Source organism: Amnibacterium sp. (genome assembly GCF_051956055.1).
Lineage (GTDB): Bacteria > Actinomycetota > Actinomycetes > Actinomycetales > Microbacteriaceae > Amnibacterium.
The window spans coordinates 25920-40316 of sequence record NZ_JBQCGC010000069.1; the positions used below are offsets into that span (position 1 = coordinate 25920).

Sequence of the window (14397 nt, forward strand, 5' to 3'; positions counted from 1 at the left end):
GCATAACGTTTCGGTTCCGCGAACCTACCACTCCCACCCGCCCAAACACGACCATCGGGGGCTAAACGTTTTAGCCCTGTGTTCGAAGGTCAGCGCGAGCGCGCGACCAGCGAATCCCGCTCCAGCAGACGAGTCGGTGCGATGTCGCGGTCGGCAGCCGACTGCCCGTCGACGAGCCGCAGCAGCGTCTTCGCGGCCTCGGCACCGAGTTCACGTGGCGACGTGATCACGGTGGTGAGGGCCGGCCGCACGTAGGCGCCGAGGTGGATGCCGTCGAAACCGGTGACCGACACGTCGTGCGGGACATCGAAGCCGAGGGCGCTCGCACGGGCAATGAATCCGATGGCCATGAGGTCATTCGCGCATACGACGGCAGTGGGTGCCCGGTTCGGCCCGTTCAACAGCCGATCGGCCGCGCGGCTACCACTCTCGGTCGAGAAGTCGCCGTAGACGAGCCGCCCGGCCGGGATGCCTGCGTCGCGCAACGTCGAACGCCAGACGTCGATGCGCTGCCGGGTGTGGATCATGCCGCGGCGTCCGGCGACGTGTGCGATGTCGCGGTGCCCGAGCTCCACGACGCGACGCACGAGCTCGCCGAACCCGACGCTCTGGTCCTGCCGCACCGAGGTGATGGCGCATCCGGGCGCGGAGTTGATCGCGACAGCGGGAAGCCCAATCTCGGATACGAGGGCGACGCGCGGATCGTCGACAGACATGTCGGTGATGAAAACACCGTCGACTCGGTTGTCCAGATGCAGCTGGCGGAAGCGCTCGAGACCCTCGTCGCGTCCGGCGAGCTGCAGCACCAAAGCGTAGCCGCGGTTCTGCAGCACCCCTTCGACGCCGGCTATGAAGCCCGCGAAGAACGGGTCCGACTCGATGACCTCGGGCTGGCGGGTGAGCACCAGGCCGAGCGCGTAGGAACGCTTACCCGACAGTCCGCGACCGCGAACGGACGGAACCCACCCGAGGCGCTGGGCACTTTGGAGGATGCGCGCCCTGGTGTCCGCTGACACCCCTGGACGGCCGTTGAGGGCGGCACTCACGGACGCGATGGACACCTCGGCATCCGCGGCGACATCGAGGATCGTGACCCGCTGACTCACGGGCCCTCCGAACTGGTTCCGACGTTCCCAGGTCCGGGACCGCGCGCGGACACGCTACAACGAGGCGCGACGACCGGTCCACCGCGCCCCGCTCCCGCGCCCTGCGGCGGAGTCGCACGGCCCAGGCGCCCCCGTGGCGATCTGAGCCGGCGATATATCGCCAATTCATCAGCGGCAGAACCGCATCAACAGATCGGCGATGCCTCAGGACCGTGTGGTGGGGGCAATCGCCTCGATGTTCGAGGCATGGCGTGGGCCTGAACCAATTGATCCTCGTGTCCGTCTCGCGATCACGCAGAGCCCGGCGAGTACCTGCACGGGTCGGTGTACACGTCCCGCCTCGAGCTCGGCGTCTACCGAAAGACCTTCTCAGCGATCCGCCGCGGTCGCGCCCGAGTTCGCGGAGACCGGGGGCCATTACCTCGACGACTGCCGGGAGGCGTACCCGGTCCCGAACGACGCCGCCCTCGCGGACCACCCGCACGGCGTCAAGGCCTGGGCCCTCGATCCGGAGCTGGCGGACCGGCTCTGGCGGGTGTCCGACGCGCTCACCGCGGCCTGACCGACCCCCGCCGCGGCAGCAGCGGTCCGGCACGGCCGCCCAGGGCGAGGCCGCGCCCATCGGCACGTGGCTCCGGCAGGCTGGGGCCGTGCACCAGTCGCTCTCCGCCCTCCTCGCCGGGCCGCGGGGCAGGCACCTCTGCCTCGCCGTCGCACATCAGCTCGACCAGGCAGTGGGAGGCGCGTGGTTCCATGCCTCTCGGCACCCCGGGGACGGAGGGGGGCGAGCGGCGCTGCGCTCCGCGCTCGAGCAGGTCGACCCCGCCCCGGTCGAGCACTGGGATGGCCCGTTCGCGTTCGCGGACGCGATGGACGACACGGTGAGCGCCGCCATGGGCTGGCAGGAGCCGCGCGACGAGGACCGCGTCGCAGCCGACCCGGCGCTGACCGCGGCCCTGGCGCCGATCGCGGCGGCGATCAGCCGCGCCCCCGCGGCGCAGTGGTGGTCCACCGGGATCGACCTCGGCGCGCAGCGGTACACCGCTCGCTACGACGAGCACTTCCCGGCCGCGGAACCCAGGCTCGACGGCCTCGCCGCTCGACTCGCCACCTGGCGGACGGACGAGGAGGCCGACAACACGCGAGCACGGACGGAGCGGCCGGACGACCCGACGGCCAACTGGTCGGGCACGTGGTGGTCGACCCCGACGCCCGCAGGGGTCCCCACCACGCGCGCCCTGCCGGGGCTGGGCTCGGCGAACCTCCTCTGGGAGGAGGACAGCTTCGGTCAGTGGGACGCCTTCGTCCATCCGGTCCGGCCGAGGACGCCGCCGCGCATCGCGGAGATCGACGGTCCCCAGGCGTGGGCGGACCTGGTGACCCGCTTCCCGCTGGACGTCACCTGGTCCCGCCGTCATGACTGGTACCGCGTGACCGGCACGGACGATCGGTGGCTGATCCCGGACTGGGAGGCGGTGAGCCGCGACTACGACGCGGTGCACCTCTCCGTCCTCGGGTACCTCGCGACGGCGACCCGGCGGATCCCGCTCGACGGCACGACCGCGACGCTGCTGTGCGGCTGGGATCCGGACCAGACCTGGTGGCTCACCGACACGCTGCACGCCTCCGGTCCCCGGGAGCACTGGCACACGACGTCCGGTGAGGCGCCGGAGGGGTGGCACCTCAGCACCCCCTGACGACGAGCTCGGGGGCGGTCTCGATGACTGGCGGCCGACTGGCGCCCCGTGGCGGCTCGCTGGCGGCTCCGCGACGTGGCGTCCACCGGAGGAGGGAAGGGATCATCGAGCGCATGAACGAGTCGCGCATCGCCTCCCTCCGGCAGGACCTGGGCTGGACGCAGGAACGCCTCGCCGCCGAGAGCGGTGTCGGGATCCGGACGGTCCAGCGCCTGGAGGCGGGCCACGACGCCAGCCTGGAGACGCTGTCCCTCGTCGCATCCGCGTTGCGGGTGCCCGTGCGCGACCTCTACACCGCCTTCGATGGCCAGGAGTTCGGCGACCGCGTGGAGTCCATGGCCGCCCGGACGGAGGTGCAGCAGACGGCCCGCGACCGCGTCACATCCGCGTGGCGCTGGCTCTACATCGGCGTCGGGGTCGTCGTCACGCTCTTCACGTTCACGACGGGCCAGTACGGGCTGCCACTGCTCGTCTCCTACTGGTTCGCCGGGTTCATCATCCTCCGGGCGCTCCGGACCCTGGTCCTGGAGCCGCGTCTCGACGCGAAGTACCCGCTCTCCCGGAGCCGGCACCAGCTGCGGAGCCGGCGGGCGGCGTCGACGGCCACGTCGCCGCTGGATGCGGCACCGGACCAGGCGACGGATGCCGGGGCGCAGTGACCCCCGACTCGCGGCCGCACATCACTCGAGCGTGACGACGAGCTTCGACGCCGAGACGCCCGCGCGGAGCCGGGCGAGCGCCTCCGGGATGTCCCCCAGGCTCGCGCCGACGACGACCGGACCGGGGGCGGCCCGGAAGCGGCCGTCCTCGAGCGCCGGAGGCAGGTAGTCCCGGAACACGGCGGGACCGACCGCCGAGCGGACCGGCGTCCCGCCCCAGATCGAGCTGACGCGCAGCCCCCGTGCTCGCGCGGCCAGCGATCGGGCGCGCGTGATCGGATCCGGGTAGGCGGAGGCGATGCGCTTCGTCCCCGGGAGGCGCCGAGCGATCCGCAGCGCATGGGTGAGCGACCCGCTGCCGATGGCGACGGTCCCGGCGAGCCGCCGGTCCCCCACCGCCTCGACGATGCGCTGGTCGACGTCGCCGTCCCGGTAGTCGAGCACGGCCTCCGCGCCCAGCGACCGGACGAACTCGTGGTTCCGTCGTCCGGCCGTCGCGACCACAGCAAACCCGCTCGCCCGCGCGAGCTGGACGGCGTTGCAGCCGACGCTGGTCGAGGCACCCCAGACGAGCACCACGTCCTCCCGCGGCGCGACCGGGATCGCCGGCATCGGGAGCCCGAGCTGGTCGGCTTCGAAGAGGCCGGCGGCGGCCGTCGACAGCGCGAGCGGCAGCACGGCCGCGCGCTCGAACGTCACCTCGTCCGGGATCGCGGTGCACACCCGTGCCAGGACGGCGACGTACCGCCGGAACCCGCCCTCCGCCGGAGAGTTGCGGATGCGCTCCTGGCCGGCCGCGTACCCGAGGACCCGGTCGCCGATCCGGAGGCGCGTCACGCCGTCGCCGACGGCCACGACCTCACCCGCGACATCGCTGCCGAGCACCGCGGGATAGCGGAGCCACGGCGTGACGATGCGGCGCAGAGGTCCACCGATCGCGTCGACAGGGTTCACCGCGATCGCTCGCACCCGGATCACGACCAGCCCGGGGCCGGCGGTCGGCCGCGGGGCGGACCGGACCTCGAACCGGCCGCCCGGCGAGCGCAACCACAGCGCTTCGTCCCCGTCGATCATGCGAGGCGGACCAGGGGCCGCCGTGCTGCTCGGATCATCGTCTCCCTCTCCCTCGATGACACGTCGTGTCATGGGAGGAGTATGACATGAGGTGTCATCACGTACAGTCGACGGATGCGGTGGGCTCCGGATGCGCGCGGGCGGCTCGAACGCGCCGCCTTCGAGCTGTTCGCGCAGCAGGGCTACGCGGAGACGACGGTGCCGCAGATCACCGCCCGCGCCGGCCTCACGACCCGCACCTTCTTCCGCTACTTCGCCGACAAGCGCGAGGTGATCTTCGGCGGAGACGAGATCCCCGAGTTCGCCGCGAGCCTGATCCGTGCCGCACCTCCGGGACTGGCCCCGGTGGAGGTGGTCCGGAGCGTGCTCCGCGAGGTGGCGGCGACGCGCTTCGACGGGCATCGCGAGGAGACGGCGGCCTGGCGGCGCATCGTCGCGGCCGACGACTCGCTCCGCGAGCGCGACGCCCTGAAGCGGGCCGACCTCGTCGTGGCCGCGCAGGCGGCGTTCGTCGACCGCGGCGAAGCGCCACCCGACGCGCGGCTGATCGCGGAGCTGGGCGCCCTCGTCTTCCACGTCGCGCTCGACGCGTGGCTCGCGCAGTCGAGCCCGGCGTCGATGGCGGAGGCGACGGACGCCGTCCTCGACCGGCTGCACCTCGAGCGATCGATCGCAGCGGGGCCGTCGCGCTGAGGGCGCGCCGACGATCAGCGCCGCACGATCGGTAGAGCCGGTGTCGCGCCGTCCGCGGGCGAGACCGATCAGGTCGACTGCCGGGCTACGACGAACGGGCGCACGTACTCGATGCCGCGCGGCAGCGCTTCCCCACGCGCTGCGGCGAGCAGACGCGTCGCGGCGAGCTCGCCGATCTTCCGCAGGTTCAGATCGACACTGGTCAATGTCGGCCGCGCAGCCTCGACCATCAGGTCCCAGTTGTCGACCCCGAGCACGGCGATGTCCGTCGGCACGCGGATGCCGCGTTCCCGAAGGTGGTCGAGCACACCTCTGGCGACCTGATCGCTGACGCAGAAGATCGCGTCCAGATCCTTGCCGCCCGCGACAAGTCCGGCAGCGGCTGTCCGCCCCCAGTTCTCCGTCCACTCGCCGTGGAGCACCTCGAGTCGCAAGCCCGGGGAACCGAGCTCCGCGGCCGCTGCGCGGGCGCCGGCCACGCGTCTCGAGCTGGTGAGACTGTCCTCCTGGCCCGCGATGACTGCGAGGGAGGAACGACCGAGTGCGAGCAGGTGCTGCACGCCGACGTAGCCGACTGCGTGGTCGTCCGGAACCACCGAGTGGTCGCCGGGGTCGTCGGAGGCTCCGAGTGCGTAGACGACCGGCACTCCGGGGAACCGTCCTATCGATGGTCGAGTCTCGCTCGTCGACCCGGTGACGAGGATCCCGTCGACACCGCGCTTCAGCAGCCGCGCGACGTGATAGTTCTCTCGGACGGCGTCGCCGCGGATCGCTCCGAGCATGAGGTCCACCTCGGCCCCCGTCGCGACATCTTCGACTCCGCTGAGCGTGCCCACCATGAAGCGCCCGTACTCGTCGGTGCTCAGGATGCCGAGCGTGAGCTCACGTCGGTCGTAGCGGGAGGCGATTCCGTCGCGTCGTCGGACGCTGACCCCGAGGCTGCGAGCGGCTTCGAGCACCTTCTGGCGGGTCCGGTCGCCGATCTGTCCGGTGTCGTTGAGCACCTTCGAAACCGTGCCCGGCGACACACCCGCGGCACGAGCGATGTCTCCGACGCGCACCGGCCGATCCATGCGTGTTTGGTCCCCTCGCCCACTCCATCCTGGCAGGTCATGATCAACCGCGGCGCCGACGGCGAAGCACCGCCCGGCTATCGGGATGATCCCGCGGTCAGGCCTTCGGCGTAGTAGCGCTGGAGCAGCAGGAAGAGGGCCACCACCGGCAGTGCAGCGATGGTCGTCGCCCCCGTGACGAGCCCGGGGTCGACGACGCTGATGCCGAAGTTGCTGTGCGTGGACAGCAGGGTCAGGGCAATGGGGAGGGTGTAGGTCGATTGACTCGAGAGAAAGGTGACCGAGGTGATCAGATCGTTCCATCCCGCCATGAATCCGAACAGGCCGACCGTGACGAACCCGGGCCAGGACAACGGCAGGATCACGCGCAGCATGACCTGCAGCTGTGAGCAGCCGTCGAGTCTCGCGGACTCCTCGAGCTCCACCGAGATCGCGGCGAAGGCGTTGCGCATCACGAAGATGGAGAACGGCAGCTGATAGGTGGCGAGCACCAGCACGACGCCGGCGAGGGTGTTGAGCAGCCCCAGGTCCTTGAGCACGACGGACAGGGGCGTGAGCAGACCCTGGATCGGAACGACGATCGGGGCAAGGACGAGAAGGAAGACGCGATCCACCCAGCGCGCGCGCACGCGCGCGAGGACGTAGCCCGCCGTGACCGCGGCGAAGAGCGCGATGAGCGCGGTCGCGACGCCGACCTCCGCGGAGTTCACCGCGTAACGCAGGATGTCCGCCGACGAGCTGAAGAGGATGCCGTAGTTCCGCCAGGTGAGCTGCACCAGGGACCCGAGGGTGAGTCCCTCAGCGTCGGCGTTCCGGCCTTGGAACGACCGGATGACGGTGGTGAGGATCGGTGCGACGGCGACGACCGCGAGCACGGTGCCGAGCACGACGTATGCCGGACGGGAGAGGGGAGGGATGGCGCGAGAACGCCGGGGCGTCGTCCGCGCGATGGTCCGCGTCGTCATGTCAGTCCTCCTCCCGGCCGAGCACGCGCAGCTGGAACGCGGTGATCGCCAGGATCACGAGTGAGACGACGACCGAGATCGCCGCGCCGTAGCCGAGGCGGAACTGGATGAACGACGTCGTGTACGTGTACAGCACGACCGTCGTGGTCCCGCCGCCCGGTCCACCCCTCGTCAGCGCGTAGAACTGGTCGAAGGTGAGGATGGTGCCGCCGATCGAGAGGATGAGGCACAGTCCGATCGTGCGCCGGATCAGCGGGGCGATGATGCGGGTTTCGACGGCGAACCAGGACGCTCCGTCCATGCGCGCCGCTTCGACGACCTCGGGTGCGACCGCCTGCGCGGCGGCCATCAGCAGGATCATCGCGGTGCCCGCCGTCTTCCAGACGGTGAGCACGACCACCGCCCAGAACGCCTCGGTGGGATGGGAGAACCAGGCCGTGTCGGCACTGCCGAGGCCGGTCGCGCCGATGAGCCTGTTGATCAAGCCCGTGCCGGGCGTGAGGAGGGTCGACGCCATGAACGAGGCGGCGGTGAAGCCGATGACGACGGGGAGGAAGAACGAGGCCCGGAACACGGCCGAGATGCGGTTCGACCGACGCAGCATCATCGACAGCCCGTACGAGACGAGGAAGGAGATCGGGACCAGGACGACCGTGAACTTCAGGGTGAACACGACGGCGAGCCCCAAGGCGGGGTCGGTGAAGAGCGTCTGGTAGTTCGCCAGGCCGATCCACCGGGGCGCTCCCGCGAACAGCGGCCACTGCGTGAACGACATGTACACGAGGAGCACCATCGGCACGAAGAAGAAGACGGCGACCAGCAGCAGTGCCGGACCGACCATGCCGATCGCGAACCAGTTGGGTCGTCGCATCAGGGTTGCTCCGGCGCGCCCGGCCGCCGATCCGGAACATGGACCCGCATCGTGGATGTACCTCGGTTCGCCCACAGGTGATACGGGATGAAGCGGAGTGTCGTCGCGCGGACGTCATCGTCGCGGACCGAGACGGCACGGTATCCGACGTCCTCCCACTGTCGCCCGGAGGTCAGGTAGCCCTCCGTCGTCAGCGCGATGTACGGCTCACCGCCAATTGCGGCCCGGTGCTCCGTCAGCGCCTTGCGGACGTCGACAGCGACGAGCTGCAGGTCCACGTCCTCGTCCTGGTCGACGCCCTCCAGCGCGTAGACCACTGGACCTCGGCGGAGCGCGACCGTACCGCGCAGACCGTCCGCTGCGGGGTGGGGGGCGAGGTACGTGGGCTGTAAGGGGAACTCGACCTCGACGACGTCCCCGCTGCGCCAGGTGCGCTCGATCCGCACATACCCGCTCTCGAGGGTCGGACGACCGATGACGTCACCGTTCACTCGGACCCGCCAGCCGTCCGCCCACGCGGGAATGCGCAGGGAGAGCGTCCACAACGTCGTCGGCGTCTGGTCGAGCGTCACAACCGTGACCCCGTCGAGGGGGTACTCGGTGGCGACGGCGAAGGAGACGGGCTGCCCGTGCACGGCGGTGGCCACCGAGCCCGCCATGTACTGATGGATCTGCACGCCCGCGTCATCCGTCGTCGCGACATATGCGGCGAGGCTCGCCACTGTCCGAACGATGTTCGGCGGACAGCAAGCGCATTCGAACCACGGCGGCCGCGTGCCCTGCGCCTCTGCGCGAAGCGACCGGCGGCTCGGATCCGCGGCGGGCAGCGCGCGCCGGCGCTGCATCGGATTGTTGTAGAAGTACGCGAGCCGGTCGACGCTGGTGGACGCGGCGAACAGGTTGTAGAGCGTGTGCTCGATCGCGTCTGCGAAGCGTCCGTCCCCCCGCGCGAGCAGCAGTCGCCAGGAGAGCATCAGATACCCGATCGAGGCGCAGGTCTCTCCGTACGAACGGTCGGTCTGCAGCTCCCAGTCCTCGCCGAACGCCTCGCCGTCGAAGCGCGATCCGAGCGCTCCGGTGACGTACATCTTCCGGCTCGTCATCGTCCGCCACTGGCGCTCGGCTGCATCGAGGAGCTCCTGATCTCCGAGCTCGACGGCCACATCGACAGCACCGCAGAGCAGGTAGACCGCGCGTACGGCATGTCCCACGACCTCGGACTGCTCGCGGACCGGAACCTCGTCCTGCAGATATGCGGATCCGGCGAACCAGTTCGGGATCCGTCCGTGGCCACGACCCTCGACGAATTGCTGCGCCAGGGACAGGTACCGGGCCTCGCCGGTCTCCCGCGCCAGCTCCACCAACGCCATCTCGATCTCCTCGTGCCCGTCGAGGTCGCTTCGACGCCCGTCACCGAAGACCTCCCAGACGAGGTCGGCCGCGCGCGTCGCGACCGCGAGGAGACGGCGGTCTCCCGTGGCTCGCACGAGCGCGACCGCGGCCTGGATGAGGTGGCCGATGCAGTAGAGCTCGTGGCTCTGCTCGAGACCGGCCCACCGTTCAGCCTCCCCCGCTTGGACCCAGGAGTTCACATACCCGTCGGTCGCCTGCGCGGCCTCGATCACCTCGACGAGCTCTTCGAGCTCACCCGCGAAGGCAGCGCCGGCCGGGTCGGCTCCGCGAAGCCAGGCCAAGCCCTCGATGAGCTTGTACAGATCGGAGTCGGTGAACCACAGACCGCGGCGCTCAGGCGCATCGGCTCTCCCAGGCGCGAGGCGCCGGAGGTTGTCGATCGTCCCCTCGCGTTCGAGCCACTCGATCTGGCTCGGCGCCGTGCGCTCCCCATTGGCGCATTGCCACCGGTGCCACATGCCGCCGGTGATGCGGACATCGGAGACCGAGAGCGGTCGCAGCACGGCTCGCGCGGCGGGGCTCGGCTTGACCGGCGTCCCGACCGTCGCCCGGGCGGGGGCCCGATCGCTCGTCCTCGGCCGGTCCACTCCGGTGACATCATTCAGCATTCGTTCAAGAACCAATCTGGTCGTAGGCGGCGCCGATGAGCTTGTCCGCCGCCGTCGCTGCCTGAGGCAGGACAGCTGAGGGATCCGCTCCGTTGAAGATGACGTTCTGGGCCGCTGTGGTCCACGGACCGTTGGGGTCGTTGATCACCGCGTTGTAGGCGATGCTGAGCGGCAGGCGAGCCGTGTGCAGCGCCGCGAGGGATCGGGTCGGATCGGATGCCACCAGTGCCGATGCGAAGGTCGTGTTCGGCGGTAGCGATCCGCTCGCCAGCACGAGCTTGGCCGCGGCCTTCGTCGTAACGGTCCACTTCAGGAAGTCCCATGCGGAGCCCTGATGCTTCGAGCTCGCGACGATGCCGAGGGCGTCCCCACCCAGGAAGCCGCTGAGCTTTCCTGATCGGCCGGGAATCCCCGCCGCGTAGCCCCACTGCTGCTTCTGCGCATCCGCACCGGAGATCGCCCACGTGCCGGTGAACGCGATGCCGATCTTCCCGGTGTCGAGCATCTGCATCGTCTGGCCGCCCGGGTCCTGGTTCGGCGCCTCCGTCGGCGGCATGACACCGGATTTCCACATGCGCTGCAGCCAGAGGAGATCATCAGCCACGGCGGAAGATGAGCCCCAGGTCGCCTTCTGCTTCGCCCCGAGGGCGCTCAGCAGCTGCCCGCCATCGGCCCACATGGTGGGGAACCCCGTGTACGCCCCGCCCGCGGAGCCGAGCGTCGAGAACCCGTAGGTCTTCGGGGATATAGCGTGGATGGCTTCGGCGTCTCGCTGCACCTCCGCCAGGTCCGCCGGCGCCTTGTCCGGGTTGAGGCCCGCCTTCCTGAACAGTCCCTTGTTCCAGATCATCTGGGACGACCCCACGGCGATCGGGAGCGAGTACTGCTTCCCAGCGACCTTGCCGGCAGCCAGCGCAGGAGCCGTGATCGCCGCGGCCGAGCCCAGCGAGGCGGTCTTGCCACTGATGTCCGTCAGCAGCCCCTCGGTGCCGAGCAGCGGGCCGTTGACGAGGTCGAACGCCACGACGTCCGGCGCGGAGTTCGAGCGGACCGCGTTGCTGAGCTTCTGCAGGAATTGGGCATCCGCAACCGGTGTGTATTGCACCCGCTGACCCGGGTGCGCCTTCTCATAGGCCTGCACCAACGGCTTCACCTCGGATGCGCCACTGCGCCCCCAGATCGTGATCGGGCCGGTTCCGCTGCCCCCACCGGAGGGCGTGGCACTGCAGCCCGCAAGTGCGGCGACGACAGCGGGGAGCAGGCCTACGGCGAGGGCCGCCTTCATGCGCTTCGACATCATTGTCTCCTCGGAGCCGGAAACATTTCCGGCAACTGTTTCTGATATCGTGACCGTAGCGTCGGGATTCCCGGCATGTCAAGGACGACGAACGCGCTGCTGATCACGGCGGCGGCGAGAGAGGAGAGGCGCACATGGGCGCAGCGCCGGATGCTGTGTCCGCCATCCGTCCGTTCCCCGGCGCGGACCCGGTCGCCGCGCCGACAGCGACAGTCGCAGGCACCACGTGGCGGATCACCGTGCTCGACGACGGACTGTTCCGCCTCGAATGGAGCGATGCCGGAGCATTCGAGGACCGAGCATCGACGTTCGCCCTCCGCCGCCGGACGCCGGTGCCGCCGTTCTCAGTGAGGCGGATCGGTGCGGGGGTCGAGATCACGACCTCGCGAGCTCGCCTTCTGTACGACGGATCGCCGCCGTCGCCCGAGGGGCTGACCGTGGAGCTGCGGGGAGCGAGCCAGCACCGATGGCACTACGGCGACGATGGCGGCAACCTCGGGGGCACCGGACGGACGCTCGACGCCGTCGACGGGCGGATGCCCCTCGAACCCGGCGTGCTCGCGGGTGGCGGCGTGGCCGTCGTCGACGATAGCCGCTCCTTCCTCTTCGAGACCGACGGCTGGATCGGCGTGCGGTCCGAGGAATCACGCGACCTCTACGTGTTCGCCTACGGCCACGACTTCGAGCATGCGCTACGCGCCTTCTACCTCGTCTCCGGGCAGCCGTCGCTCCTGCCGCGATGGGCGCTCGGCAACTGGTGGAGTCGGTACCACCGTTACACGGACGCGGCGTACATCGAACTGATGGACCGGTTCACCGCCGAGGGACTGCCGTTCTCGGTTGCGGTGATCGACATGGACTGGCACGAGGTCGAGTCCGTGCCAGCGCGCTTCGGGAGCGGCTGGACCGGATACTCCTGGAATCCGGCGCTCATCCCCAACCCGGTGGAGTTCCTCGGTGCACTCCACCGCCGCGGCCTGCATGTCACCCTGAACCTGCACCCGGCGGACGGCGTCCGCGCGTTCGAGGTCCCCTACCCCGAGATGGCCCGGGCGATGGGCGTGGACCCGGATACGCAGGCCCCGATCGCCTTCGACCCGGTCGACCGGACGTTCCTCCAGGCGTACTTCGAAGTGCTCCATCGTCCGATCGAGGAGCAAGGCGTCGACTTCTGGTGGATCGACTGGCAGCAGGGGCGATCGAGCCGGATTCCCGGCGTGGACCCACTCTGGGTCCTGAATCACTTCCACCACCTCGACTCCGCCCGCGCGGGGGGCGCCGGCATGACTTTCTCGCGATACGCGGGCCCGGGCAGTCATCGCTACGCGGTCGGGTTCTCCGGAGACGCCGTGATCTCCTGGGCGTCCTTGGCTTTCCAGCCGGAGTTCACCGCGACAGCCGCGAACGTCGGATACGGCTGGTGGAGCCACGACATCGGTGGCCACATCGACGGCGTCCGCGATGACGATCTCGCGACCCGCTGGGTGCAGTTCGGCACCTTCTCGCCGATCATGAGACTCCATTCGGCGAGCAACACGTTCATCCGAAAAGAGCCGTGGATGTTCCCCCCGGAGCCCCGCGCAGCGATGCACGACGCACTCCGCTTCCGGCACCGGCTGGTTCCCTATCTGCACACGATGAACCACCGCGCCGCCGCCGGGACCCCCCTCGTGCGCCCGATGTACCACCTGGAACAAGATCGCGCGGAGGCGTACGCCGTTCCGAACCAGTACGCGTTCGGGTCGGAGCTGATCGTCGCCCCTGTGGTCGCACCACGTGATCCGACCACGCTCCTCGGCGCTGCGGACGCATGGCTGCCACCCGGGCTGTGGACGGACATCTTCACCGGCGTCAGCTACACCGGTGACCGGTCGGTGCGGCTGCACAGGCCGCTGCAGTCGATCCCCGTCCTGCTCCGCGCCGGCGGGATCCTTCCCCTCGACGCGTCCACCGAGCTGATCGCAGGGGAGAACCCCGCGACGATCGAAGTGCTCGTCGCACCGGGGGCGCCGGGATCGTTCACGCTGATCGAGGACGGCGACCAGCCCGGCGACGGCATCTGCGAGACCGAGCTCTCCTGGCACCAGGATGCCTCCCGCTTCAATATCGGGCCGGCGAGGGGAGACACACGCCTGGTTCCCGCGCGGCGAGAGTGGCGCATCACCTTCCTCGCGAGTGCCGACGGCGAGCTCGGCGACCCGGAGTCAGCGCCCGATCGGTTCACCGTCGTGCTGCAGGTCGAATCGCATCGAGGCGCCGAGCTGAGCCTCCCGCGCCGTCCGGAACGGAGCGGCGCGCATCGCACGGCTCTCCGCCAGGTGATCCAAGGCGCACAGACTCCGAACGCATCGAAGCCTGCGCTCTGGTCGGCGCTGAACACCGGATCGGTCGAGGAGCAGCTGGACGTGCTCGGATCCATGGATCTGCCGGCGGCCCTTCGCGACGCCTTGATCGAGCTGGTCGAGAGCCGACTGGAATGACGAGCGCGCCTGCGTCGCCCGGTCACGGCACTCCTGCACGACGCCGGCCACAGCGCAGCTCGTCGCGTCGTACCTGATCGGGGCACGAGGAGCAGGGGAGGACGCCTGGGCTGCATAGCGGAGGCGAGCCCGGCTCACCGCCTCCGGGCGGACGGCAGACTGGGCCCGTGCTGATCCCGCCGACCACACGGCTGCTGCCGGACGTGATCCTCCGCAAGGCCGTCGAGGAGGACCTCCCCCCACTGACCGCCCTGCTCGCCGACGACGAGGTCAGCGCCTCCCGCGGGGACACCGACCGCCCCGAGGATCGCGATGCCTATGCGCGGGCCTTCGCGGAGATCGACGGGGATCCGAACCATCTCCTGGTCGTGCTCGAGGAGGACGGTCGGGTGGTCGGCACGATGCAGCTGACCCGACTGCCCGGTCTTCCTCGTGTCGGGGCGACCCGGCTGCAGATCGAA

At 70.0% G+C, this 14397-nt stretch carries 12 protein-coding genes; 5 read left to right on the forward strand and 7 right to left on the reverse strand.

Annotated features, from left to right (window positions below):
• Positions 1 to 89: 89 nt before the first annotated feature.
• Positions 90 to 1106, reverse strand: coding sequence for a LacI family DNA-binding transcriptional regulator (locus ACTHLI_RS09790; protein ID WP_440183165.1), 1017 nt, complete (start codon positions 1104 to 1106; stop codon positions 90 to 92).
• Between the two features lie 650 nt (positions 1107 to 1756).
• Between ACTHLI_RS09790 and ACTHLI_RS09795 the strand changes: the two genes are divergently transcribed.
• Positions 1757 to 2803 carry a hypothetical protein gene (locus tag ACTHLI_RS09795; RefSeq protein WP_440183167.1) on the forward strand — a complete coding sequence of 349 codons (1047 nt, stop codon included), beginning with the start codon at positions 1757 to 1759 and terminating at the stop codon, positions 2801 to 2803.
• 113 nt (positions 2804 to 2916) lie between these two features.
• Positions 2917 to 3462 carry a helix-turn-helix domain-containing protein gene (locus ACTHLI_RS09800; RefSeq protein WP_440183169.1) on the forward strand — a complete coding sequence of 182 codons (546 nt, stop codon included), beginning with the start codon at positions 2917 to 2919 and terminating at the stop codon, positions 3460 to 3462.
• Between the two features lie 21 nt (positions 3463 to 3483).
• Here the strand turns inward: ACTHLI_RS09800 and ACTHLI_RS09805 are convergent, their stop codons facing one another.
• Positions 3484 to 4536 (reverse strand): zinc-binding alcohol dehydrogenase family protein, encoded by a 1053-nt coding sequence (locus ACTHLI_RS09805; RefSeq protein WP_440183170.1) that lies wholly within the window; start codon positions 4534 to 4536, stop codon positions 3484 to 3486.
• A gap of 114 nt (positions 4537 to 4650) precedes the next feature.
• On the opposite strand from ACTHLI_RS09805, the gene ACTHLI_RS09810 reads away from it, so the two are divergent.
• Positions 4651 to 5229, forward strand: coding sequence for a TetR family transcriptional regulator (locus ACTHLI_RS09810; RefSeq protein WP_440183171.1), 579 nt, complete (start codon positions 4651 to 4653; stop codon positions 5227 to 5229).
• 68 nt (positions 5230 to 5297) lie between these two features.
• Here ACTHLI_RS09810 and ACTHLI_RS09815 read toward each other — a convergent pair whose 3' ends face one another.
• The 5 genes from ACTHLI_RS09815 to ACTHLI_RS09835 form a co-directional block, all read right to left on the reverse strand.
• Positions 5298 to 6302: a LacI family DNA-binding transcriptional regulator gene (locus tag ACTHLI_RS09815; RefSeq protein WP_440183172.1), complete on the reverse strand. Its 1005-nt coding sequence runs from the start codon at positions 6300 to 6302 to the stop codon at positions 5298 to 5300.
• A 77-nt stretch (positions 6303 to 6379) separates the two neighbouring features.
• The gene (locus ACTHLI_RS09820) at positions 6380 to 7267 is read right to left on the reverse strand and encodes a carbohydrate ABC transporter permease (protein ID WP_440183173.1); all 888 of its coding nucleotides are present in this window, start codon (positions 7265 to 7267) and stop codon (positions 6380 to 6382) included.
• A gap of 1 nt (position 7268) precedes the next feature.
• A complete protein-coding gene (locus ACTHLI_RS09825) occupies positions 7269 to 8138 on the reverse strand; it encodes a carbohydrate ABC transporter permease (RefSeq protein ID WP_440183175.1) in 870 nt (289 codons plus the stop codon).
• Complete coding sequence (locus tag ACTHLI_RS09830; protein WP_440183177.1) at positions 8138 to 10159, reverse strand: glycoside hydrolase family 127 protein; 2022 nt, start codon at positions 10157 to 10159, stop codon at positions 8138 to 8140. The genes ACTHLI_RS09825 and ACTHLI_RS09830 overlap by 1 nt, the downstream gene beginning before the upstream one ends.
• A 4-nt stretch (positions 10160 to 10163) precedes the next feature.
• Complete coding sequence (locus ACTHLI_RS09835; protein ID WP_440183178.1) at positions 10164 to 11456, reverse strand: extracellular solute-binding protein; 1293 nt, start codon at positions 11454 to 11456, stop codon at positions 10164 to 10166.
• A gap of 437 nt (positions 11457 to 11893) precedes the next feature.
• Here ACTHLI_RS09835 and ACTHLI_RS09840 point away from each other — a divergent pair, with 437 nt between their 5' ends.
• Entirely contained in the window at positions 11894 to 13936 is a 2043-nt protein-coding gene (locus ACTHLI_RS09840) for a glycoside hydrolase family 31 protein (RefSeq protein WP_440183180.1), read from the forward strand.
• Between the two features lie 167 nt (positions 13937 to 14103).
• On the forward strand, positions 14104 to 14397 hold a 294-nt coding region (locus ACTHLI_RS09845), incomplete at its 3' end, for a GNAT family N-acetyltransferase (protein ID WP_440183181.1).

Excerpts from the sequence above, each read along its gene's own strand:
- ACTHLI_RS09830 (WP_440183177.1), bottom strand. The coding sequence starts at position 10,159 with ATGCTGAATGATGTCACCGGAGTGGACCGGCCGAGGACGAGCGATCGG.
- ACTHLI_RS09810 (WP_440183171.1), top strand. The coding sequence starts at position 4,651 with ATGCGGTGGGCTCCGGATGCGCGCGGGCGGCTCGAACGCGCCGCCTTC.
- ACTHLI_RS09820 (WP_440183173.1), bottom strand. The coding sequence starts at position 7,267 with ATGACGACGCGGACCATCGCGCGGACGACGCCCCGGCGTTCTCGCGCC.
- ACTHLI_RS09800 (WP_440183169.1), top strand. The coding sequence starts at position 2,917 with ATGAACGAGTCGCGCATCGCCTCCCTCCGGCAGGACCTGGGCTGGACG.
- ACTHLI_RS09835 (WP_440183178.1), bottom strand. The coding sequence starts at position 11,456 with ATGTCGAAGCGCATGAAGGCGGCCCTCGCCGTAGGCCTGCTCCCCGCT.
- ACTHLI_RS09825 (WP_440183175.1), bottom strand. The coding sequence starts at position 8,138 with ATGCGACGACCCAACTGGTTCGCGATCGGCATGGTCGGTCCGGCACTG.
- ACTHLI_RS09805 (WP_440183170.1), bottom strand. The coding sequence starts at position 4,536 with ATGATCGACGGGGACGAAGCGCTGTGGTTGCGCTCGCCGGGCGGCCGG.
- ACTHLI_RS09815 (WP_440183172.1), bottom strand. The coding sequence starts at position 6,302 with ATGGATCGGCCGGTGCGCGTCGGAGACATCGCTCGTGCCGCGGGTGTG.